Annotated in this window: 22 protein-coding genes; 14 read left to right on the plus strand and 8 right to left on the minus strand. The window is 66.0% G+C overall.

Translation table 11 applies throughout. The annotated features are described in order from the left end of the window. Positions 1-26: 26 nt before the first annotated feature. The gene (locus tag BLM15_RS10455) at positions 27-869 is read left to right on the plus strand and encodes a LysR substrate-binding domain-containing protein (RefSeq protein ID WP_126112689.1); all 843 of its coding nucleotides are present in this window, start codon (positions 27-29) and stop codon (positions 867-869) included. A gap of 6 nt (positions 870-875) precedes the next feature. Here BLM15_RS10455 and BLM15_RS10460 read toward each other — a convergent pair whose 3' ends face one another. From BLM15_RS10460 to BLM15_RS10470, 3 genes are all read right to left on the minus strand, one after another. Next, entirely contained in the window at positions 876-3,083 is a 2,208-nt protein-coding gene (locus BLM15_RS10460; protein ID WP_126116134.1) for a RelA/SpoT family protein, read from the minus strand. A 155-nt stretch (positions 3,084-3,238) separates the two neighbouring features. Beyond that, a complete protein-coding gene (gene rpoZ / locus BLM15_RS10465) occupies positions 3,239-3,628 on the minus strand; it encodes a DNA-directed RNA polymerase subunit omega (RefSeq protein WP_057192190.1) in 390 nt (129 codons plus the stop codon). A 123-nt stretch (positions 3,629-3,751) separates the two neighbouring features. Beyond that, a complete protein-coding gene (locus BLM15_RS10470; protein ID WP_126116135.1) occupies positions 3,752-4,639 on the minus strand; it encodes a LysR substrate-binding domain-containing protein in 888 nt (295 codons plus the stop codon). A gap of 116 nt (positions 4,640-4,755) precedes the next feature. On the opposite strand from BLM15_RS10470, the gene BLM15_RS10475 reads away from it, so the two are divergent. Continuing rightward, a complete protein-coding gene (locus tag BLM15_RS10475) occupies positions 4,756-5,466 on the plus strand; it encodes an FMN-dependent NADH-azoreductase (protein ID WP_126112690.1) in 711 nt (236 codons plus the stop codon). Positions 5,467-5,524: 58 nt separating this feature from the next. On the opposite strand, the gene BLM15_RS10480 is transcribed toward BLM15_RS10475, so the two are convergent. Then, entirely contained in the window at positions 5,525-7,228 is a 1,704-nt protein-coding gene (locus tag BLM15_RS10480; RefSeq protein ID WP_126112691.1) for an ATP-binding protein, read from the minus strand. Between the two features lie 202 nt (positions 7,229-7,430). Between BLM15_RS10480 and BLM15_RS10485 the strand changes: the two genes are divergently transcribed. Together BLM15_RS10485 and acpS are read left to right on the plus strand one after the other, a co-directional pair. Further along, positions 7,431-8,183 (plus strand): pyridoxine 5'-phosphate synthase, encoded by a 753-nt coding sequence (locus BLM15_RS10485; protein ID WP_126112692.1) that lies wholly within the window; start codon positions 7,431-7,433, stop codon positions 8,181-8,183. Between the two features lie 9 nt (positions 8,184-8,192). Next, positions 8,193-8,597, plus strand: coding sequence for a holo-ACP synthase (acpS, locus tag BLM15_RS10490; RefSeq protein ID WP_126112693.1), 405 nt, complete (start codon positions 8,193-8,195; stop codon positions 8,595-8,597). Positions 8,598-8,613: 16 nt separating this feature from the next. Here acpS and aqpZ read toward each other — a convergent pair whose 3' ends face one another. Next, complete coding sequence (gene aqpZ, locus BLM15_RS10495; RefSeq protein ID WP_126112694.1) at positions 8,614-9,345, minus strand: aquaporin Z; 732 nt, start codon at positions 9,343-9,345, stop codon at positions 8,614-8,616. 186 nt (positions 9,346-9,531) lie between these two features. Here aqpZ and BLM15_RS32230 point away from each other — a divergent pair, with 186 nt between their 5' ends. The 8 genes from BLM15_RS32230 (at position 9,532) to BLM15_RS10530 (ending at position 15,258) form a co-directional block, all read left to right on the plus strand. Then, positions 9,532-10,143, plus strand: coding sequence for a hypothetical protein (locus BLM15_RS32230; protein WP_335904825.1), 612 nt, complete (start codon positions 9,532-9,534; stop codon positions 10,141-10,143). Next, a complete protein-coding gene (locus BLM15_RS32235; protein WP_335904826.1) occupies positions 10,140-10,643 on the plus strand; it encodes a mechanosensitive ion channel family protein in 504 nt (167 codons plus the stop codon). Before BLM15_RS32230 ends, BLM15_RS32235 begins: the two co-directional genes overlap by 4 nt. Before the next feature lie 128 nt (positions 10,644-10,771). Further along, complete coding sequence (gene lepB, locus BLM15_RS10505; protein ID WP_110492632.1) at positions 10,772-11,536, plus strand: signal peptidase I; 765 nt, start codon at positions 10,772-10,774, stop codon at positions 11,534-11,536. Then, on the plus strand, positions 11,533-12,264 hold the full coding sequence (rnc, locus tag BLM15_RS10510) for a ribonuclease III (protein WP_236846631.1): 732 nt from the start codon (positions 11,533-11,535) through the stop codon (positions 12,262-12,264). The genes lepB and rnc overlap by 4 nt, the downstream gene beginning before the upstream one ends. Then, positions 12,257-13,168, plus strand: coding sequence for a GTPase Era (gene era / locus BLM15_RS10515; RefSeq protein WP_126112696.1), 912 nt, complete (start codon positions 12,257-12,259; stop codon positions 13,166-13,168). The genes rnc and era overlap by 8 nt, the downstream gene beginning before the upstream one ends. A gap of 178 nt (positions 13,169-13,346) precedes the next feature. Next, complete coding sequence (locus BLM15_RS10520) at positions 13,347-13,961, plus strand: LabA-like NYN domain-containing protein (RefSeq protein WP_126112697.1); 615 nt, start codon at positions 13,347-13,349, stop codon at positions 13,959-13,961. A 119-nt stretch (positions 13,962-14,080) separates the two neighbouring features. Next, positions 14,081-14,806, plus strand: a complete 726-nt coding sequence (locus BLM15_RS10525; RefSeq protein ID WP_349236838.1) for a superoxide dismutase — start codon at positions 14,081-14,083, stop codon at positions 14,804-14,806. A 65-nt stretch (positions 14,807-14,871) separates the two neighbouring features. Continuing rightward, on the plus strand, positions 14,872-15,258 hold the full coding sequence (locus BLM15_RS10530; RefSeq protein WP_126112699.1) for a nuclear transport factor 2 family protein: 387 nt from the start codon (positions 14,872-14,874) through the stop codon (positions 15,256-15,258). Positions 15,259-15,276: 18 nt separating this feature from the next. On the opposite strand, the gene smpB is transcribed toward BLM15_RS10530, so the two are convergent. Further along, positions 15,277-15,750 carry an SsrA-binding protein SmpB gene (gene smpB, locus BLM15_RS10535; protein ID WP_126112700.1) on the minus strand — a complete coding sequence of 158 codons (474 nt, stop codon included), beginning with the start codon at positions 15,748-15,750 and terminating at the stop codon, positions 15,277-15,279. Positions 15,751-15,802: 52 nt separating this feature from the next. Continuing rightward, positions 15,803-16,696: a 4-hydroxy-tetrahydrodipicolinate synthase gene (gene dapA, locus BLM15_RS10540; protein WP_126112701.1), complete on the minus strand. Its 894-nt coding sequence runs from the start codon at positions 16,694-16,696 to the stop codon at positions 15,803-15,805. 437 nt (positions 16,697-17,133) lie between these two features. Between dapA and BLM15_RS10545 the strand changes: the two genes are divergently transcribed. Continuing rightward, positions 17,134-19,104: a lytic transglycosylase domain-containing protein gene (locus BLM15_RS10545; RefSeq protein WP_126112702.1), complete on the plus strand. Its 1,971-nt coding sequence runs from the start codon at positions 17,134-17,136 to the stop codon at positions 19,102-19,104. A gap of 22 nt (positions 19,105-19,126) precedes the next feature. Here BLM15_RS10545 and BLM15_RS10550 read toward each other — a convergent pair whose 3' ends face one another. Continuing rightward, positions 19,127-20,035 carry a cyclase family protein gene (locus BLM15_RS10550; protein WP_126112703.1) on the minus strand — a complete coding sequence of 303 codons (909 nt, stop codon included), beginning with the start codon at positions 20,033-20,035 and terminating at the stop codon, positions 19,127-19,129. 191 nt (positions 20,036-20,226) lie between these two features. Between BLM15_RS10550 and BLM15_RS10555 the strand changes: the two genes are divergently transcribed. Next, the gene (locus tag BLM15_RS10555) at positions 20,227-21,114 is read left to right on the plus strand and encodes an alpha/beta fold hydrolase (protein ID WP_126112704.1); all 888 of its coding nucleotides are present in this window, start codon (positions 20,227-20,229) and stop codon (positions 21,112-21,114) included. The last annotated feature ends 6 nt before the right edge of the window (positions 21,115-21,120 follow it).

Genomic DNA, 21,120 nt, shown 5'->3' on the forward strand with positions numbered 1-21,120 from the left:
TCAATGATCTGAAATTGCGATCTAAAATGAGCAACACCCTCGACCTCGATGGCGTCAGCGCCTTCCTGCACGCAGCCGAGCTCTCCAGCTTCACCCGCGCCGCCGAGGCGCTCGGCACGGCGCAATCGCTGATCAGCACACGGGTCAAGAAGCTCGAGGAGTCGCTCGGCCAATTGCTGCTGCAGCGACACCCGCGGCTCGTCCGGCTAACCGCCGAAGGCGAGCGTTTCCTCCCGGCGGCGCGCGAGCTGATGGCGGCGCATGAGCGCGCTCTGACCTCCTTCCAGCAGGTTCAGGAGCGCATCACCATCGGCATCAGCGAGCAGGCTGTCGGGGCTGACGCCCCTGCCCTGCTGGCGCGACTCGCCAAGCACGATCCCTCGCTGGTGATCGGGCTGCGCATCGAGCCCTCCGCCGCGCTCGATACGGCCTTCGAGCGCGGGGAGCTCGATGTCGCGGTGATCCGCCGGCTGGGCTCCGGGCGCACCGGCGAGGTGCTGCGGCGTGACGCCTTCGGCTGGTTCGGTGCGCCTTCGCTGACGAAGCCGGACGGGCCGGTCCCGCTGGTCAGCCTGATGCCGGAATGCCGCCTGCGCCGCCACGCCATGGATGCGCTCGACCGCGCCGGCCTGCCCTGGCGCGAGTCGTTCATCGGCGGCGGCATGGCGGCAGTGCTGGCAGCAGTCGAAGGTGGGCTCGGCGTCTCGCCACTAGCCGCCCGGATCGCGCCACGCGGGGCGGTCGATCTCGGTCCGGGCTGGGGACTGCCGGCGCTCGACACCTTCGAGGTCGTGCTGCGCAGCAATGTGGCAACGCCGCGCGCCAATGCCTTCGTCAGGGAGCTCGCGGCGGCCTTCCGGGCGGGGTGATGCGCGCTACGCCACCACGCGCTCGACCCGGCTGATCACCCGCTTCTCGCGCAATTCGCTGATGATTGCGCTGAGGTGCTTCAGGTCCCAGACCGTGAGGTCGATGGTGACGTCGGTGAAATCCGGCGTCGGCCTGATCATCGAGACGGCGTCGATATTGCCGTCATGCTCGGCGATCGTGGTGGTGATCTGGGCGAGCGAGCCCGGCTCGTTGATCGAGTTGAGCTGGATGCGCGCCGGGAAGCGCTGCGGGCGCTTGTCGTCGAGGTCCCACCGCACGTCGAGCCAGCGCTCCGGCTCGTTGTCGAAGGCGGCGAGCGAGGGCGATTGGATCGGATAGATCGTCACCGCCTCGCCCGGCGTCAGAATGCCGACGATGCGGTCGCCCGGCACGGCGCCACCGCCCGGTGCGAAGCGCACCGGCAGGTCGCCGCCGAGACCGCGGATCGGGATCGCGTCGCTGCCCGGCGTCTCGTTCGGCAGCTTGAATTTGAGGTTCTCGCCCTGGCGCAATTCGAACCAGCCCTTGCCAGGCGGCACCGCCTTGGCTTCGCTGGTCCCACGCTTTTCCGGCTCCAGGTCTGGATAGACGGCCCTCACCACATCGCCGGAGAACATCTCGCCGCGGCCGACGGCAGCGAGCACGTCGTCCACGGCTGTGCGGGCAAGCCGCTTCAGCGCCGCCTTCAGCTTCTCGTCGGTGAAGGGCCGCTCGGCCCGCATGAAGGCGCGTTCCAGGATCTGGCGGCCGAGCCCGGCATATTGCCGGCGCACCGCGACGCGCGTGGCGCGGCGGATCGCGGCTCTGGCCTTGCCGGTCACCACCAGCGACTCCCAGGCCGCCGGCGGCGCCTGCCCTTCGGCGCGGGTGATCTCGACCTCGTCGCCGTTCTGGAGCTCGGTCAACAGGGGCGCGATCCGGCCGTTGATCTTGGCGCCAACCGCGGTGTTGCCGACATCGGTATGGACCGCATAGGCGAAATCGATCGGCGTCGCCCCGCGCGGCAAGGCGATCAGGCGGCCCTTGGGCGTGAAGCAGAAGACCTGGTCGTGGAAGAGTTCGAGCTTGGTGTGCTCGAGGAACTCCTCGGGATTGTCGCCCTCGGCCAGGAGGTCGACGGTGCGGCGCAGCCATTGATAGGCGCGGCTCTCGTCGGCGGCGGCGACGACACCGGCCGTCCGGCCATCCTTGTAGCGGGCATGGGCGGCGATGCCGAACTCGGCGACGCGGTCCATCCCGTCGGTGCGGATCTGCAATTCGACGCGCTGGCGGCCGGGGCCGACGACGGTGGTGTGCAGCGAGCGATAATCGTTCTGCTTCGGCGTCGAGATGTAGTCCTTGTAGCGCCCCGGCACCATCGGCCAGGTCATATGGACGATGCCGAGGACGCGGTAGCAGTCCTCCGGCTTGTCGATGATGACGCGGAAGCCGAAAATGTCTGAGAGCTGCTCGAAGGAGACGGATTTGCGCTCCATCTTCTTCCAGATCGAATAGGGGCGCTTGCGCCGCCCAAAGACCTGCGCCTCGATGCCGCGCTCGGCGAGCTTGGTCTTGAGATCGCTCTCGATCTCGCCGATGACCTTACCTTCGCGCTGGGTCACCTCCTCCAGCCGCTTGGTGATGGTGGCATGCGCTTCCGGCTTGATATGGCGGAAGGCGAGTTCCTCCAGCTCCTCGCGCAATTCCTGCATGCCCATGCGGCCGGCGAGCGGGGCATAGATCTCGATCGTCTCCTCGGCGACGCGCAGGCGCTTCTCGGGCGGCACATAATGCAGCGTGCGCATGTTGTGCAGCCGGTCGGCGAGCTTGACCAGCAACACGCGGATGTCGTCGACGATGGCGAGCAGGAGCTTGCGGAAATTTTCGCCCTGCGCCGCCTTCTTCGAGACGAGGTCGAGCTTCTTGATCTTGGTCAGCCCGTCGACAAGCCGGCGGATATCGGGCCCGAACAGGGTCTCGATTTCCTCCAGCGTCGCTTCTGTATCCTCGACCGTATCGTGCAGGACGGCGGCGACGATGGTGGCATCGTCGAGCTTGAGCTCGGTCAGGATCGCCGCGACTTCGAGCGGATGGGCGAAGAACGGGTCGCCCGAGGCGCGCTTCTGCGTGCCATGCGCACGCATGGCGTAGACATAGGCGCGGTTGAGCAGCTCCTCGTCGGTATTCGGGTTATAGCGCTTGACCCGGTCGACAAGCTCATATTGCCGCATCATGCCCATGCGGGCGCAACTCCACCGCTCAGTTCAATTGGATTCGTTTAATATCGACATGGCACCGGCGCCCCGGCAAGACGAATCCGTGCGGGGTGGGCATGAAAAAAGCCCGGCAGAGCCGGGCTTTAGCAAACGTCATGAACGCTTTCCGACGCTCAGTCTTCGTCGTCGGCGCTCTCGGTCGGCGGCACGAGCCCGTCGAGGCCACGCAGCAGGTCGTCCTCGCTCATCCGGTCGAACTGGACCTCGGAATCGGGGGTGGCGACATGCGACTGCGAGGTCAGCAGCGGCACGGTGTCGGCCTCCGGCTCGTCGACCTCGACATGCTTCTGCAGCGAGTGGATCAGGTCTTCCTTGAGATCCTCGGGGGTGAGCTTCTCGTCGGCGATCTCGCGCAGGGCGACGACCGGGTTCTTGTCGTTGTCGCGCTGGACGAGAATCGAGGAGCCCGAGGCGATCATGCGGGCGCGATGGCTCGCAAGCAGAACCAGCTCGAAGCGGTTCTCGACCTTGTCGATGCAATCCTCAACGGTGACGCGAGCCATTCGCGGCTCCTTCTGATCGTGCGCGATGCGATGGAAAGGTTTGAACGGCGCTCATACAGGCTGCGCGCCGCGGATGCAAGGTTTGAACCGGCTTTCCGGCGGCGCCGGTGAAGCCGGCACCCATCATGGCGACGCCACCGCCTTCAGCCATTGCCGGACGGCCTCGACGTCGGCGCTGGCCATGTTCTCTTCAGTGGCGACGAGGTGATAGTGATGTCCTTCGATCACCGGACTGAACGGGTGGACGAGCACGCCGCGCGCCAGCTCGTCCCCGATCAGGAACAGACTGGTGATGACGACGCCCTGCCCGGCGACCGCAGCCTGGATGGCATGGCTTTCGTCGGTGATGCGCAGCCCGGCGTCGGCATTCAGCCCCGCGACCTGCGCCAGGCCCTGCCAGCGCCGCCAATCCGGCTGCAGGTCCCGGCGATGCCATTCCGAGTGGATCAGCGTCGTGGCAGTGAGATCGGCAGGGTCGCGCAGGCCGAGCGAGGGGCTGCAGACGACGCCGAAGCGGTCCTGGCACAGCGGTTCGGATACCAGCCCCGAAAACGGGCCAGCACCGTAACGCACCGCGAGGTCGGCAGCGCCGCTCGCCAGGTCGACGGCGTCGTCGGATGCATGCAGCCGCAACGCGAATTGCGGCCACTGCGCCTGGAACAGCCCCAGCGCCGGAATCAGGCGGCGCGCGGTGAAGAGCGTCGTCGCGCTGACCGTCACCGCGTTGCGCCGGGGCCGAGGAGAGAGTTCGGCAATGGCGCGCGCGAAATTGTCGAGGCCGTCCCGCAGCACGGGAAAGAGCTGAGCGCCGGCCGATGTCAGCGAGACGCGCCGCACATGTCTCTCGAACAATGGCAGGCCGAGCGTCGCTTCCAGCAGCCGCAATTGATGGCTGACGGCCGTTGGCGTCACCGCCAGTTCCCGGGCCGCCTTCTGAAAACTGAGATGGCGGGCTGCGGCCTCGAAGGCGCGCAACGCAGCGAGTGGCGGAAGCTTTCGAGAGCCAATCATGAGTGAAATTAACTCATCTATCGATTGAGGAATTCGATTTTGTCGCTCGTCAAACAGCACCCTATCTCACGGTAGCGAGAGCATCGCATGAGAAATTTGCTTTCATGGAGAGCGCCATGTCGCCCTTTCACATCCTCCAGATCGATGCCAGCGCCCGTCCCGGGCGGTCCGGGGTCGATCCGCGCGGGTCGCATACCCGCCGCCTGACCAGCCGCTTCGTCGAGCGCTGGCAGGCAGCGCGACCGCAAGACACGTTGACCTATCGCGATGTCGGGCAGCAGCCGCCCTCGCCCGTCAGTGGCGACTGGATCGCGGCGGCCTTCACCCGGCCTGAACGCAGGGACGAGGCGGCGCAGGCGCAGCTCGCCGAAAGCGATGTCCTGATCGAAGAGCTTCTGCGCGCCGACCTGATCGTGATCGGCGCGCCGATGTACAATTTCGGCCTTCCAGCCCAGCTCAAGGCCTGGGTGGATAATGTCGTGCGCGTCGGCGTCACCTTCGGCTTCGACCGCGGCCGGCAAGGTGAGCCGTATTGGCCAATGCTGCCACCCGGCAAGCGTCTGGTCATCCTCTCCTCGCGCGGCGATTATGGCTATGGCGCCGGTGGGCGCCTCGAGGCCATCAATCTCGTCGAGCGCGGCTTGACTGTGCCGATGGCCTATCTCGGCCTGATCGAAACGCACTCGGTCGCCATCGAGTACGACGAGTTCGCCGATGAGCGCCTGCGGGCGTCGATTTCCGCGGCCGAGGCTGCCGTTGACGAGCTGGTCGGGAAACTCGCGCGCGACGCCGCCGCCCCCACGGATCGAGCGCTGGAGGTCGCCTGACACAATCGAAGCGGCGCCTGTGCCAGGAACCGGTCGGTGACCGCGACGTCCCCGACCGTCAGAGCCCGCGCATGCGGGCGACGAGTTCCTCGACCAGCGGCTCGCGCTGCTCGACCTGGGCACGCGCGCGTCCTGCCATCGCCGGCAGCTCTTCCGGCCGCTGCTCGGAAAAGCGCATGCGCATCGTCGTCGCGACCGCCTCGCCGAAGGCGATCGCCTCGCGATTACCGATCGAGGAGAGGAAGGCGATGGTGCTGGCCGAGGCATCGGCAATGGCGGCGCGGATGATCTGCTGGTCGCGCTCATTGCCGAGGCGCATGGCGAACACGGTCGAGCATTGCGACAGGATGGTCGGATCGAGCTCGCCCGGGCGCTGCGTCACGATGCCGAGATAGGCGCCGTATTTGCGCCCCTCCTTGGCAATGCGGGCGATGGCCTGGCGGGTCGGCGCGAAACCGAGCGACTGGTCCTGCGGCACATAGCGATGCGCCTCTTCGCAGAGCAGCAGGATCTCGTAGCTGCCGCGGCTCGCCATGGCGAGGTCGAAGGCGAGCCGCGCCAGACTGGATGCCACCGCGTTGACGACCTCCGAGGGCAGCCCGGCGAGCTGGAATACGGTGATCGGACGGCCCCGGTGCGGCACGCGGAAGATCTGGCTGACCACCGGCGCGATCGTCTCCATGCTGTTGGCATGGGCGAAGAGGAAGCTGTAGCGCGGATCGCTGTATAGCGTTTCGAGCCTGATCCGGAGCGCGCGCAGGGTGGTGCGCGGATAGCGCAACTCGTGCAAGCCGATCAGTTCGTCGAGCGCGGCGAAGAGATCGGCGATGCGATAGGGCGCTGCGAGCTCGGCTGTTCCGCTGACTTCACCCGGCCGGCGCGCGCCGGGATCGAGTGGCCGCTTCAACACGCTGCTGCCGAGATCGCGCGCCATGTCATGGGCGGAGACGACGCGGTAGCGGCTGCGAGCCACCGCAATGACCTCACGCAGGATCTCGGTCTCGTCCTCCAACGGCGGACGGCCGCGGAAGACGATGTCGGCGAACTCCTCGAAGCGGAACAGCCAGAACGGAAGGTCGAGCGTGCTCGCGTCGATCCGCGCGGAGGTATCAGGGAAGGCGTGGGCGTATTCGTTGTGGGGATCGAGGATCAGCACCCGCAGATTGGGCTTCACTGCAACGGCCTTGCGCAGCATCAGCGCCACAGCGCTCGATTTGCCGACACCGGTAGTGCCGAGCACGGCGAAGTGGCGCGAGAGCAGACGCTCGATATCGACACTCGCCGGAACCGCCGCATCCTGGGTCAGGACGCCGAGCGCGACGCCGCGGCGCTCGCCGAGATCATGGATGAGCGCCAGGTCGCGCGAGCGGATACGATGAGCCAGCGCCCCGATCGGTGGGTAGGTGACGATACCACTGTTGAAGCGCGCCACGCCGTTCTCGCCGTCGACGACCTCGCCGAGCAGCTCGACTTCGATCGCGATCGCATTGGGACCGGCCTCGTCCCAGACCGGCTGCAGCGCGCGCATCTCGTAGACAAGCCCGACGACGCGGCTCGTCCCGAGATTGATCGAGATCAGGCGGCCGATGGCGCAGCCGTCATGGGCGCCGGGCGCAGGCCGGGACGCAGTCGCCGCGATGGTAGCACGCGCGCCCGAGCATGAGACGACGCGGCCGAGCGCGCGGTCGGCTGGCTGGTTCAAGTCGCGCCGATCCGGCGCGACCTTCGTCTCGAACTGCCGATGGTCGGCGGGAAGCTGCATGACTGGTCTGGAAACGCTGCGGGACGATGCCGGAAGCTAATTTCCAGGGCTTAACAACAGTCACGCCGCAGATTGCGTGCAAATTCCATGAACGCACGCAATACGTGTAGAATTGATCACCAATACTGACGGCGTCGATCACATCCCTTGCCTTGAACCCGCGCCTGACGCGGCGTAGACGGCAAAGGACGAGGGGGCGACGATGACCAAGAACCGCTTGCGCCTGGGCGTGAACATCGACCATGTCGCGACCGTGCGGAATGCACGCGGCGGCACCCTGCCCGACCCGGTGCGCGCCGCGCTTCTGGCGGTGGCAGCCGGCGCCGACGGAATCACGGCCCATCTCCGCGAGGACCGGCGCCATATCCGCGACGCCGACATGCAAAGGCTCGCGAGCGAACTCTCCAAGCCGCTGAATTTCGAGATGGCGGCGACGGCTGAAATGATCGGCCTCGCCGAGAGGTTCAAGCCGCACGCGGCCTGTCTCGTGCCGGAGAAGCGTGAGGAACGCACCACCGAAGGCGGGCTCGACGTGGTCGGCCAGGCGGGCGCATTGGCTGCACCGATCGCGCAGCTCAAAAGCGCCGGCTGCCGCGTCTCGCTGTTCATCGAAGCCGACGAGGCGCCCATCGCGATGGCTGCGAAGCTCGGCGCCCCGGTCGTCGAGCTCCATACCGGCACCTGGTGTCATGCCGTCGCCGATGGTCATGCCGACAAGGCGCAGGCCGAGTTCGAGCGCCTCGCCAATGGCGCGGCATTCGCCGCCTCGCTCGGGCTGGAAGTCCATGCCGGTCACGGGCTCGACTACGACACGGCCCGCAAGCTCGCCGGCGTTCCCGACTTCGTCGAGTTCAACATCGGCCATTTCCTGGTCGGCGAAGCGATCTTCGTCGGTTTCGAAACCGCGATCGCCGTGATGCGGCGGGCAATGGACGAAGGGCGCGCCGCCGGCTAGACCGCTGGCATGATCCTCGGCATCGGCTCCGATCTCTGCGACATCCGCCGCATCGAGAATTCGCTCGCCCGCTTCGGCGAGCGTTTCACCCAACGCATCTTCACGCAAGGCGAGCAGGCGAAGTCCGATCGCCGCGCCACGCGCGCCGCATCCTATGCCCGCCGCTTCGCCGCCAAGGAGGCCTGCTCGAAGGCGCTCGGCACCGGCATACGCTCAGGCGTGTTCTGGCGCGACATGGAGGTGATCAATCTGCCGAGCGGGCGGCCGACCATGCGGCTCACCGGCGGCGCTGCAGCGCGACTGGCGGAGATGACCCCGCCCGGCCATGAGGCGGTCGTGCATGTCTCGCTGACCGACGATCCGCCGCTGGCACAGGCCTTCGTGGTGATCGAGGCCAGGCCCGTTCGGGCCTGACCTCGGCTAGCAAGCGTTACTCGGCCGGAGCCGGCGTGACGCCGGTGACCTCACCCCGCGGCTCCTCGCTCAGCCAGCGGTAGACGATGCCGCCAAGCGCGCCGCCGATGATCGGCGCCAGCCAGAACAGCCAGAGCTGCTGGATCGCCCAGCCTCCGACGAAGAGCGCCGGGCCGGTCGAACGCGCCGGATTGACCGAGGTGTTGGTCACCGGAATGCTGACGAGGTGGATCAGGCAGAGCCCGAGGCCGATCGCGAGCGGAGCGAAGCCGGCAGGCGCCTTGCCGTGGGTCGCGCCCATGATGATGAACAGGAACATCATGGTCATCACGACTTCGGTCAGGAAGGCCGAGGCCAGCCCGTACTTGCCGGGCGAATGCTCGCCAAAGCCGTTCGAGGCGAAGCCCTTGGCGAGATCGAAGCCCGGCGCGCCGACAGCGATGAAATAGAGCACGGTGGCGCCGAGGATCGCGCCGATCACCTGCGCGACGATATAGGGGGCGACCTGACTAGCCGGGAATCGCCCGCCTGCCGCAAGGCCGACGGTAACTGCGGGGTTGAGATGGCAACCGGAGATGTGGCCGATGGCATAGGCCATGGTGACGACGGTCAGGCCGAAGGCGAGCGAGACGCCGAGCAGGCCAATTCCGACCTGTGGAAAGCCGGCAGCGATGACGGCGCTGCCGCAGCCGGCGAAGGTCAACCAGAAAGTACCAATGGCTTCCGCGACGTATTTCTTCGTGCTCATGGCGATTCGCCCCTAGGTTGCGGGTCACGAAACTGTGATCCCCGGGAGACCTAGCGTCAATCGCCGGAAATCGACTGGCTACCGCGCAATCCTGGACGAACGATCACCCGCTTGACGTGTGCTGCATCCTTTGCGGCTTTGCCGCGTTGCAGCATGAGCGGCCGCGCCGGTCAGGCGGGAGATCAGATGACATTCGATGAGCTCATGCGGGACATGGAAGCCCGGCTCTCCTGGCTGCCGCCCTGGAGCATCAGCCTCGTCCTGTTCGCAATCGCCTTCGCCCTGGCGCTGACGATCCACCGGATCGCCTATGAGATCATGACCAGGATCGTGGCGAGCTGGGACCTGTTCTGGCGCTCGCTGGTCTCGCGCACCTTCGGCCCGGCGCGCTTCACGGTGATCACGCTGGCGCTCTCCTTCGCCGCCTCGATCGCGCCGCTCTCGCAGACGCAGGCAACGCTGATCCGGCATGTGCTGCTGATCTGTTTCGTCGCGCTCGTCGCCTGGATCGCCAAGACCGCGCTGCACATCTGGACCACGGTCTATCTGCGCCGCTTCAAGCTCGATGCCGAGGACAATCTGCTGGCGCGCAAGCACGTCACGCAGACACGGATTCTGCGTCAGATCGCCGAGATCCTGGTCGTGGTGGTCGCCATCGCGGCGATGCTGATGACCTTCGACGGCGTCAGGCAATACGGCGTCAGCCTGCTCGCTTCGGCGGGCGCAGCCGGCCTCGTCGTCGGCCTCGCTTTGCAGCCGTTGCTGAAGAACGTCTCGCCGGCATCCAGCTCGCCGTGACGCAGCCGATCCGGATCGACGACGCCGTGCTGATCGAAGGCGAATGGGGCAATGTCGAGGAGATCACCTCGACCTATGTGGTGATCCGCCTCTGGGACTGGCGCCGCCTGATTCTGCCGCTGTCCTACTTCATCGAAAAGCCGTTCCAGAACTGGACCCGCGACGACGCTGCGCTGATCGGCACGGTGATGATCTATCTCGATTACACAACGCCGATCGAGGCGGTGCGCCGCAAGGTCGAGGAGATCGCCGCAGCCTCGCGGCTCTGGGACAGGCGCGTCGTCAACGTCCAGGTCACCGATTTCAAGCAGTCGACCATGGAGGTGCGCATTCTCGTCAGCGCCGGCACCTCGCCGCGCGTCTTCGACCTGCGCTGCGAGATGCGCGAGCAGATCGTCGCCTTCCTGCAGCGCGAATATCCGCATGCCCTGCCTCGGATCAGAGCGGAGCAGTTGCAGCCGGCGCACGGCGTGACTGCAGCCGTGACGGCGGTGCAATGACCCCGTGAGCCACCATATTTGTTGCCGCATCGCTGCGGCAGCACCTACCGACCTCGCAAAAGTGGTTTCCACTTTGACGGAACATGCTCTAGACCGCGCTCTCGAAACGTAGCCAGCAGGAGGCCCGTGTGGCCAACGACGCCGAGATCAAGAGCAAGACCAAGGACGAAGGCGGCATTCTCGAGACGATCAAGGTCGTCGTCCAGGCCCTGCTGATCGCCCTGGTGATCCGGACCCTGCTGTTCCAGCCCTTCAACATCCCCTCGGGCTCGCTGATCCCGACGCTGCTAATCGGCGACTATCTGTTCGTGTCGAAATACACCTACGGCTATTCGAAGCACTCGATGCCGTTCAGCCCGCCGCTGTTCCAGGGCCGGGTCTGGGCAGCCGAGCCGAAGCGCGGCGACATCGCCGTGTTCAAGCTCCCGAGCGACAATTCGACCGACTACATCAAGCGCGTCATCGGACTGCCGGGCGACCGCATCCAGATGATCGACGGCATCCTGCACATCAACAACCAGCCGGTGAAGCGCGAGCGCATCGCCGATTTCGTCACCACCGACGCCTGGGGTCGCGCCACGACCGCGATCCAGTATCGCGAGACGCTGCCGAACGGCGTCAGCCACCAGATCATCGAACGCGAAGGCGACACCGGCACCTTCGACAATACCCCGGTCTTCCGCGTCCCCGACGGCCATTTCTTCATGATGGGCGACAATCGCGACAACTCGCTCGATTCGCGCGACCGCAGCGTCGGCTACGTACCGTTCGAGAACTTCGTCGGCCGCGCCGAGATCATCTTCTTCTCGATCGACGAGGGCGCGTCGGCCTGGCGCATCTGGGAATGGCCCTGGACGGTGCGCTGGAACCGCATGTTCTCGACGATCAAGTGAGCAAGACGACCGACAGCGGCCGCAAGCTGCCCGAGCTCTCGCGGCTCGAGGACAGGCTCGGCCACCGCTTCCGCGACCGGGGCCTGCTGGAGACGGCGCTCACCCATATGAGCGCCGACACGCGCCGGATCGCGAGCTATCAGCGGCTCGAATTCCTTGGCGACCGGGTGCTCGGCCTCTCCGTTGCCGACATGCTGTTCACAACTTATCCGCAGGCCGAGGAAGGCGACATGTCGCGCCGCCTCGCCGATCTCGTGCGCAAGGAGACCTGCGCCGAGGTTGCGGCCGCCTGGGATGTAGGCCCGCACTTGCGGCTCGGCGAGGGTGAGATCCTCTCCGGCGCGCGCAAGAACAAGGCGATCCTGGCCGATGCCTGCGAAGCGATCATCGGTGCGGTCTTCATCGATGGCGGCTATGATGCCGCGCGCAAGCTGGTCGAGGCTGGTTTCGGCGAGCGGCTGCTGAAGCCCGTGACGCCCTTGCGCGACGCCAAGACCGCGCTGCAGGAATGGGCGCAGGGCCAGGGGCATCCGACCCCGACCTATGCCGAGCGCGGCCGCTCCGGCCCGGACCACGCGCCGATCTTCCGCATCATCGTGCGGATCGGCGCATTGGCCGAGGCGGAAGCCGAGGGTCGCTCGAAGCGGCTGGCCGAGCAGGCCGCTGCCGAAGCCTTCCTGCGTCGGCAGGGCCTGTGGAACGAGACGATGGAGGGCGAGCATGGCTGAGCCTGATAAGGCGACCCGCTGCGGCTTCGTCGCGCTGATCGGCGCGCCCAATGCCGGCAAGTCGACGCTGCTCAACCAGCTCGTCGGCGCCAAGGTCTCGATCGTCTCGCGCAAGGTGCAGACGACGCGCACCCAGGTGCGCGGCATCGCGCTCACAGGGCCGACGCAGATCATCTTCGTCGATACGCCCGGTATCTTCGCGCCCAAGCGCCGGCTCGACCGCGCCATGGTGACGAGCGCCTGGGGCGGGGCGACCGATGCCGACCTGATCGGCGTGCTGATCGATGTCGGGCGCTTCGACCATGAGGAGAATACCGCGCTGCTGGAGAAGCTCGTCCAGCTGAAGCAGCCGAAGTTCCTGATCCTCAACAAGATCGATACGATCCCGAAGGAGAAGCTGCTCGCCATCACCACTGCCGTGAACGAGCAATCCAAGTTCGAGGCGACCTTCATGGTCGCGGCGCTGACCGGCTATGGCGTCAAGGATATCCTCACCTGGCTTGAGACGCGGCTGAAGCCCGGCCCCTGGCTCTACCCGGAGGATCAGATCTCGGATGCGCCGCTGCGTTTCCTCGCCGCCGAGATCACCCGCGAGAAGATCTTCGAGCGGCTGCACGATGAACTCCCCTATCGCTCGACGGTCGAGACCGAGAGCTGGCAGCAGCGCCCGGACGGCTCGGTCCGGATCGAGCAGACGATCTATGTCGAGCGCGAGGGTCAGCGGAAGATCGTGCTCGGCGAAGGCGGACAGACGATCAAGGCGATCGGCCAGAAGGCGCGCGTCGAGATCGCCGAAGCGGCCGAGGCGAAGGTGCACCTCTTTCTCTTCGTCAAGGTCCGCGAGAACTGGAGTGACGACCCGGAACGCTATCGCGAGATGGGTTTGGAGTTTCCGAAAAGCTGAACACCTGCAGTGCCCGCACGCTTAGCTGGCAAAATTCGCTGGCAATCTTGTGCGGCACGCCGCATTCACCACATAAACGCCGAAGGGCCGCTCGATTTGGAGCGCCAACCCGACATTATTCAACCTTGATCCGTGCCGATTCTTATTGATCGACCCGATTTAAGCCAGGAGCCAGTACATGGCAGGTGAACCGCGCATCGCGCTCTTCATCGACGGAGCTAATCTCTATGCAACGTCGAAGCAACTCGGCTTCGACATGGATTACCGTCGTTTGCTCAAGGAATTCCAAGGACGCGGCAATCTGATCCGCGCCTTCTACTTCACGACGTTGATCGAAAGCGAGGAATATACCTCGATCAGGCCGCTGGTCGACTGGCTCGACTACAACGGCTACCGGGTCATCACCAAGGCGGCCAAGGAATTCACCGACGCGACCGGCCGCCGCCGCGTCAAGGGCAATATGGATATCGAGCTCGCCATCGAGATGCTCGAGCTCGCGCCCCATCTCGATCACATCTATTTGTTCTCCGGCGATGGCGACTTCCGGCCGCTGGTCGAAGCGGTGCAGCGCAAGGGCGTCAAGGTCTCGGTCGTCTCGACCATCAACACCAATCCGCCCATGGTCGCCGACGATCTGCGCCGGCAATGCGACGAGTTCGTCGAGCTCGCGACCTTGATGCAGAAGGTCGGACGCGACCCGGCCGAACGCGCTGCGCGCGCACCAGGCCAGGGCAATCCGGGGCTGGAGCGCCGTTATGGCATCCGCCAGGGCGACGAGCCGCCGGAGGGCTGAACCTCCCCCACCCTCCTGCGTTGTCGATGAGTAAACAGGCAGCGCGGCGCGAAGGGCACTTGACCCAGACCGCGGCTCGCGCAAGCTCTGTTTCCGCAACGACACCTGGAGGGCATGCCTTGAAACGCCGCAGCTTTCTCACCGGCCTAGCGGCCGGTTCTGCCCTCGTCATCGCCCGCCCTGCGCTGGTGCTGGCGCAGACCGCACCGGCACCAGCCGCCGCCCCGCCGCCGGTCTTTACGCTGCCGAAGCTGGCTTACGCCTATGAGGCGCTGGAGCCGACCATCGATGCGCAGACCATGCGCATCCACCACTCGCTGCACCACCAGGCCTATGTGAACGGCGCCAACGCCGCGGCCGGCCAATGGGAGGCCTTGCGCACCACGCCGATCGAGACGGTGCTCGCCGATCTCAGCGCAGCCCCCGACAATGTCCGCACCGCCGTGCGCAACAATGTCGGCGGCCACTGGAACCACAGCTTCTTCTGGGAGCTGATGACGCCCGGCGGGGCGCAGCAGCCCGGGGCCGAGCTGAAGAGCGCGATCGACGGCGCCTTCGGCTCGACGCTCGAACTGGTCCAGAAGGTCAACCAGGCCGGCGCGACGCGCTTCGGCTCGGGCTGGGCCTGGCTCGTGGTCGACAAGGACAAGAAGCTCGCGATCATCTCGACGGCGAACCAGGACACGCCGCTCGAGCTTGGCGCCAAGGCAGTGCTCGGTATCGATGTCTGGGAACACGCCTACTATCTCAAATACCAGAACCGCCGGCCGGAATACCTCGCCGCCTGGTGGAAGACGGTGAATTGGGACAAGGCGAACGAGAACTTCAAGAAGGCGATGGGCTGACGCTAGGGAACTTGCCTCGACTTTCCCCGTTACGGTTGTGACGTGACGGGGAAACGAGGAAGTTCATGCCGCATGATGCGAGCGATATAGCGCGCGCCTGCTACCAGGCTTATGTCGACAAGGACCGGGCCGCGCTCGAAGCCCTCATCGCCGAGGATTTCCATTTCAGCAGCCCGCTCGACAATCGGCTCGATCGCGAGACCTATTTCGAGCGCTGCTGGCCGAACAGCGAGCGCATCCGTTCCTGCACGATCAAGCACCTCATCCCGATCGGCGAGACGGTCTTCGTCACCTATGATGGCGAAGGCGTTGGCGGCAAGGGATTCCGCAATACCGAGATCCTGACGATCCGTAATGGCAAGATCGTCGAGGTCGAGGTCTATTTCGGCTGGTCGCTGCCGCATCCGGCACCGGACGGAAGCTTCGTCGAGCCCAACGAGCTTACCGAATAGGCTCAGGCTTTTGGCGCGCTATGCGCCGGTCTTCAGAATCCGCGCCTTGTCGCGATTCCAGTCGCGGGCCTTCTCGGTCTCGCGCTTGTCGTGCAGCTTCTTGCCCTTGCCAAGGCCGAGCTCGACCTTCGCCCGGCCCTTGTCGTTGAAATAGACCTTGAGCGGGATGACGGTGTAGCCCTCGCGCTGGATCGCGCCCATCAGCTTGTCGATCTGGCGGCGATGCAACAGGAGCTTCCGCGGCCGACGGACATCATGGTTGAAGCGGTTGGCTTCGAGATATTCCGGGATATGGGCATTGAACAGGAAGAGCTCGGTGCCCATCGGCCCGGCGTAGCTCTCGCCGATCGTCGCCCGGCCGCCGCGCAGCGACTTGATCTCGGTGCCCTGCAGGGCGATGCCGGCTTCCAAGGTCTCGGTGATGGCATAGTTGTAGCGCGCCTTGCGGTTATCGGCCGCGAGCTTGTAGCGCTCTGGATCTGGCTTGCTCATCGAAACTCTCCGGCAACCGGCGATCGCGAGGCCGCGCCGCCGATCACCTCACTTAAGCATTCAACAGGCCGGCGTGAACCATGGCGCTGCGGATGACATCGCCAGTCGCCGCCGTAACCGGCATCAGCGGCAGGCGGAGTTCTTCCTCGATCCGGCCGAGGCGCTTCAACCCGTGCTTGGCGCCGGCAAGGCCTGGCTCCTTGAAGATGGCGTCATGCAGCGGCACCAGCCGGTCCTGGATCTTCAGGGCTCCGGCGTAGTCGCCCTTGAGGGCGCAGGTCATCAGATCGGCGCAGAGCTTGGGCGCGACATTGGCGACGACCGAGATGCAGCCATGGCCGCCGGCAGCCATATAGGCCAGCGCCGTCATGTCCTCGCCCGAGAGCTGGATGAAGTCGGGGCCGAGCACATGGCGCTGCTGCGAGACGCGGGCAAGGTTGGCGGTCGCGTCCTTCACCCCGGCGATGTTCTTCAGCTCATAGAGCCGCGCCATGGTCTCGACCGACATGTCGACCACCGAGCGCGGCGGGATGTTGTAGATGATGATCGGGATGCCGATCGCATCGTTCACCGCCTTGAAGTGCTGGTACATGCCCTCCTGGGTCGGCTTGTTGTAGTAGGGCGTGACCACGAGCACGGCCTGTGCGCCAGCCTTCTCGGCGTGCTTCGCAAGCGAGATCGCCTCGATGGTGTTGTTCGAGCCGGCGCCGGCAATCACCGGCACCCTGCCCTTGGCCTGGTCGAGCACGATCTCGGTGACGTGGCCGTGCTCCTCATGGCTGAGCGTCGGGCTCTCGCCGGTGGTGCCCACCGGAACCAGCGCGGTGGAACCGTTCTCGATCTGCCAGTCGACGAGGGCGCGCAGCGTCGCCTCGTCGATCTTGCCGCCCTTGAATGGCGTCACCAGCGCGGGCATCGAACCGGTGAGTGGCGCATGCTTGGTCATGGACGGTCCTGAAAACGACAAAGTTCGGCGTGAAACGGGCGACAGACATAGCCTTTCAGCTGCAGTCCGCAAAGCCGGCAACCCATCAAAAATCGTGGCGGCATGGTTAGGACTTCATAAAGCTCCATCCCGGAGCATGGCCTACTGCTACGATCCGGCTTGCCGGAGCATGTTCCGCAAAAGTGGAATCCACTTTTGCGATCAGAACATGCTCCAACTTGTACAGTTGCGCGATTTCTTTCGTTCGACCGTCCCGGTCGAACGGAAAGCGCGCTAGGGGGGCCCCCTTGATGGCGCTATCGCCGGGCCGACGGTTCTTTGGAACCGGCCTGACGCTCATTCTGGTGGCTGTCGGACCCTGCTCAGCGGGCCCTGACGGCTCGCATCCGTTGCAGGAAGAGCGCCTGGCCAGCGTCAATGCGAGTGTCGATGTCGGCGTGACCGCATCGCTCGCGCCACAGACCGAGCCGCCCGCATCGCCTGTGCCACCGGCCGCGATCGCCCGGCCGGAGGAGCGCATCGATCTCGAACCGCTAAGGAAAGTGGTCGCGGCCTATCGCGCCGGCAAGCTGGAGGATGGCGACGCCATCGCCCGGCGCATCGACGACAAGGCCGTGCGCGGCATGTTGGAATGGGTGGCGCTGCGCAGCCTGTCCAATGTCGTGAGCTTCGAGCGCATCGCCGAATTCCTCGACGCCTTCCCGAACTATCCCGGCACGACGCCGTTCCGCCGGCGGGCCGAAGCAGCGCTGGTCACCGACCGGCGCAGCTCCGAGACCGTGCGCGCCTTCTTTCATGGCCGCGAGCCGATCAGCCCGGCCGGACGCATCGCGCTTGCCCGTGCGCTGGCTGCCGAGGGCCGCCAGGACGAGGCGCTGGCGCTTGCCCGCCGGACCTGGCTCAAGGATCATCTCGGCGCCGGGCTCGAGAAGATCGTCCTCGACAATTTCGGCGACAAGCTCACCACCGCCGATCATCGCCTGCGCACCGAGCGCTATCTCTTCGCCGGAAAGAGCGAGGAGGCGTTGCGCAATGCCGCCCGCGTCTCGCAGGACTATGTCGCGCTGGCCAAGGTCCGGCTCGCCAGCGCGAAGGCCAAGGGCCCAATCGCGCAGAAGCAGATCGACGCCGTGCCGGCGCCCTTAAAGAAGGACATCTCTTTCGCTTTCCTGCAGGCACAGCAGGCGCGCCGCTCCGGCAAGCCGGCCGATGCCGCCAAGGCGATCGCCGAGGTGCCGCGCGACCCCGCTTTGCTCGGCGACGGCGATGGCTGGTGGGAAGAGCGCCGGCTGATCGCCCGCAAGCTGCTCGACGAGGGCGACGCCAAGGGCGCCTATGCGGTCGCCTCCGGCCATGGCGCCGAGGACACCGCCGAGCGCATCGACGCCGAATGGCATGCCGGCTGGATCGCCCTGCGCTTCGAAAAGGACGCCGAGCGGGCGGCAAAGCATTTCGCCGAGGCCGCCAAGGTCGCGGAGACGCCGATCTCGGTGGCGCGCGCCACCTATTGGCAGGGCCGCGCCGCCGACGCGCTCAACAAGACGGAGGAGGCGAAGGCCTTCTATGCCCGGGCTGCCGAGCACCCAATCGCCTATTACGGCCAGCTCGCCCGCGCCCGGCTCGGCCTCACCGAACTGCCAGTCCGGCGCACCATGGCGGCGCCGCTGGCGCATCTGCCCGGCTTCAAGGCAGCCAAGCTGCTCTATGCGATCGAGGCGCCCGATCTCGCCGGCCAGTTGCTGATCGACCTGTCGCAGCGCCTGCACGATACCGCTGCACTGGAAGCCATCGCCGACATCGCCCGCCAGCGCGGCGACGCCAAGACCCTGCTCACCATCGGCAAGATCGCTCTGCAGCGTGGGTTCCCGCTCGACGAGGCCGCCTTCCCAACCTTCGGCGTGCCGGACTTCCCGTCGGTGGGCGATCCGATGGAGCGCGCCATCGTCCACGCCATCGCCCGGCAGGAAAGCGCCTTCGACCCGGCCGCGGTCTCGCATGCAGGCGCACTCGGGCTGATGCAGATGATGCCGGCGACGGCGCGCGAGACGGCGCGACGGGCGCAGTTTCCCTTCGAGCTCGACCGGCTGACCAAGGACCCGCTCTATTCGGCGAAGATGGGCGCGGCCCATCTCAACGACCTGCTCGGCGACTGGCGCGGTTCCTATATCCTGACCTTCGCCGCCTATAATGCCGGCTCGGGCAATGTGAAGAAGTGGATCACCGCCTATGGCGACCCGCGTTCGAACGAAGTCGACGCGGTCGACTGGGTCGAGCGCATCTCCTTCACCGAGACGCGCAATTATGTGCAGCGGGTGATGGAGAACCTGCAGGTCTACCGCCAGCGCCTCAACCAGCGCACCGCCTACATGATCGACTACGATCTGAAGCGCGGCGGCAAGCGCGACTGAGCGCCGGCCCGCTGCGCTGCTTCTATTCCGCGATCAGCCTGGCATGCGCGCGTACCGGGAAGGTGCCCATGCCCTTGATTTTCGGCGGAACGGCGGAGAAGCGGAAGCCGGAAGCAGGCAGCTGCGAGAGCCCGGTCAGATGCTCCACGATCGGGATATCGGCGCCGAGCAGGACGGAGTGGACCGGCCGCGTCCCGCCGCGGGTGTCGTCGATGTTGAGCGAATCGATCCCGACGAGCACGGCGCCCTGGTCCCGCAGATAGAGGGCCGCCTTCTCGGTCAGGAAGGGATGCCCTTCGAAATAGGCGTCCGTGCCCCAGTGCCGATCCCAACCGGTGTGCACGAGCACGGCATGGCCGCTGCAAGCGGCTGGGACGAAATGGTGCCAGTCGATCGCCCGTTCCGCCGCGCCTTCGACCCGGATCACAACGGCGGGCAGGTCCGCGACGCGCCGCAGCTGCAACCCTGCCAGATCGTGGCCGGTGGCATAGCGATGGAAGGGCATGTCGATATAGGTGCCGGTATTGGCGACCATGTCGATGCGGCCGATCTGGAACTCGGTGCCCTCCGCATAGATCTCGCGCGACTTGATCCGGGAAAGATGATCGCAGATCAGCGGCGCGGGCAGGCCCTTATAGGTGATCATCCCCGATTCGATCGTATGGCTGAGGTCGACGAAAAGGCCGTCGAGGCCTTGCACCACCGCATCCTGCGACTGCGACGCCCGCTTGTGGCGCTCCTCGATGATCAACTTGTTGAGGATGCGGATCTCGCCGACCATTAGCAGGCGCAGGTCCCGAATGATGTAAGCGGCGAGCTCGTCGTCGGCGATGTCGTCGCCGTCGATGTCGAGACGAAAATCCTGCCCCTGGATGCCTCCGCCATTGGAGAAGACCACCTCGAAATCGAAGCAGACCCGCTTGTCCGTCATGTCGCCGCTCGCCACTGATCGTGATGCATAGCCAACCCAGCACATGCCGTAGGGGCATTGTCCATGCGAGCTCCTGCAAGGCTCGCTATGCAGGCTGGCATAGTCACGGGGCTAGCCTCGCGGCGGCTTTCGTGTCGGTCGCGGCCATGGTTAGGTGCGCAGTGCCCGCCTTTGCCCCCCTGAGTCCCCGCATGAATTCCGATACCGGCTTCCGCTCCCTGTTCATCAGCGCCCGCGACGGGCTGAAGCTGCATGTTCGCGAATACGGGCCGCAAGCCGCTTGCCTGCTGCCGATCGTCTGCCTCGCCGGACTGGCGCGGACCTCGGCCGACTTCCACGAGCTCGCCGTCGCACTCTCGGAGGACGGGCCGAGGCGCGTGCTGGCGCTCGATTATCGCGGCCGCGGCCGTTCCGACTACGCCAAGGACTGGCACGACTACGACATCCGCGTCGAGCTCGACGATCTCATGCAGATGCTCGCCGCCACCGGCGTCGAGGAGGCCGTCTTCGTCGGCACCTCGCGCGGCGGGCTTTTGACCATGGCGCTGGGGGCCGCGCGACCCGCGGCGATCCGCGGCGTGGTGCTGAACGATGTCGGGCCGGTGATCGACGCGCGCGGGCTCCTGCGCATCCGCGGCTATGTCGGCAAGCTGCCGACACCGCGCAGCTTTGCCGAGGGCGCCGAGATCCTGAAGCGGCTATCGGACCAGCAATTCCCGCTCTTCGGCGAGGTCGAATGGGAGATCATGGCGCGCCGGACCTGGACCGAGCGCAACGGCGCGCTCTTGCCGGATTACGATCCACGCCTGCTCAAGACGCTGGAAGAGCTCGACCTGGAAGCGCCGCTGCCCGAGCTCTGGCCCTATTTCGCGGCGCTGAACCATGTCCCAGTGCTGGCCATCCGCGGCGAGAATTCCGACCTGCTGGCGGAGAAGACATTGGCGGAGATGGGGCAGCGCCATCCACGCTGCGAGACCTTCACCGCGCCGGGCCAGGGCCATGCGCCCCTGCTCGGCAGCAAGGACATGGTCCGCCGCATCGGCAGGCTGATCGCGAAGGCTGAGAAGCAGGCGGCCTGAGCAGGC

Source organism: Bosea sp. Tri-49 (assembly GCF_003952665.1).
GTDB lineage: Bacteria > Pseudomonadota > Alphaproteobacteria > Rhizobiales > Beijerinckiaceae > Allobosea.

What these genes read in the sequence shown, in the direction of transcription:
- BLM15_RS10455 (WP_126112689.1), top strand. Translation starts at nt 27, where the DNA reads ATGAGCAACACCCTCGACCTCGATGGCGTCAGCGCCTTCCTGCACGCA.
- BLM15_RS10460 (WP_126116134.1), bottom strand. Translation starts at nt 3,083, where the DNA reads ATGATGCGGCAATATGAGCTTGTCGACCGGGTCAAGCGCTATAACCCG.
- rpoZ (WP_057192190.1), bottom strand. Translation starts at nt 3,628, where the DNA reads ATGGCTCGCGTCACCGTTGAGGATTGCATCGACAAGGTCGAGAACCGC.
- BLM15_RS10470 (WP_126116135.1), bottom strand. Translation starts at nt 4,639, where the DNA reads ATGATTGGCTCTCGAAAGCTTCCGCCACTCGCTGCGTTGCGCGCCTTC.
- BLM15_RS10475 (WP_126112690.1), top strand. Translation starts at nt 4,756, where the DNA reads ATGTCGCCCTTTCACATCCTCCAGATCGATGCCAGCGCCCGTCCCGGG.
- BLM15_RS10480 (WP_126112691.1), bottom strand. Translation starts at nt 7,228, where the DNA reads ATGCAGCTTCCCGCCGACCATCGGCAGTTCGAGACGAAGGTCGCGCCG.
- BLM15_RS10485 (WP_126112692.1), top strand. Translation starts at nt 7,431, where the DNA reads ATGACCAAGAACCGCTTGCGCCTGGGCGTGAACATCGACCATGTCGCG.
- acpS (WP_126112693.1), top strand. Translation starts at nt 8,193, where the DNA reads ATGATCCTCGGCATCGGCTCCGATCTCTGCGACATCCGCCGCATCGAG.
- aqpZ (WP_126112694.1), bottom strand. Translation starts at nt 9,345, where the DNA reads ATGAGCACGAAGAAATACGTCGCGGAAGCCATTGGTACTTTCTGGTTG.
- BLM15_RS32230 (WP_335904825.1), top strand. Translation starts at nt 9,532, where the DNA reads ATGACATTCGATGAGCTCATGCGGGACATGGAAGCCCGGCTCTCCTGG.
- era (WP_126112696.1), top strand. Translation starts at nt 12,257, where the DNA reads ATGGCTGAGCCTGATAAGGCGACCCGCTGCGGCTTCGTCGCGCTGATC.
- BLM15_RS10520 (WP_126112697.1), top strand. Translation starts at nt 13,347, where the DNA reads ATGGCAGGTGAACCGCGCATCGCGCTCTTCATCGACGGAGCTAATCTC.
- BLM15_RS10530 (WP_126112699.1), top strand. Translation starts at nt 14,872, where the DNA reads ATGCCGCATGATGCGAGCGATATAGCGCGCGCCTGCTACCAGGCTTAT.
- smpB (WP_126112700.1), bottom strand. Translation starts at nt 15,750, where the DNA reads ATGAGCAAGCCAGATCCAGAGCGCTACAAGCTCGCGGCCGATAACCGC.
- dapA (WP_126112701.1), bottom strand. Translation starts at nt 16,696, where the DNA reads ATGACCAAGCATGCGCCACTCACCGGTTCGATGCCCGCGCTGGTGACG.
- BLM15_RS10550 (WP_126112703.1), bottom strand. Translation starts at nt 20,035, where the DNA reads ATGACGGACAAGCGGGTCTGCTTCGATTTCGAGGTGGTCTTCTCCAAT.
- BLM15_RS10555 (WP_126112704.1), top strand. Translation starts at nt 20,227, where the DNA reads ATGAATTCCGATACCGGCTTCCGCTCCCTGTTCATCAGCGCCCGCGAC.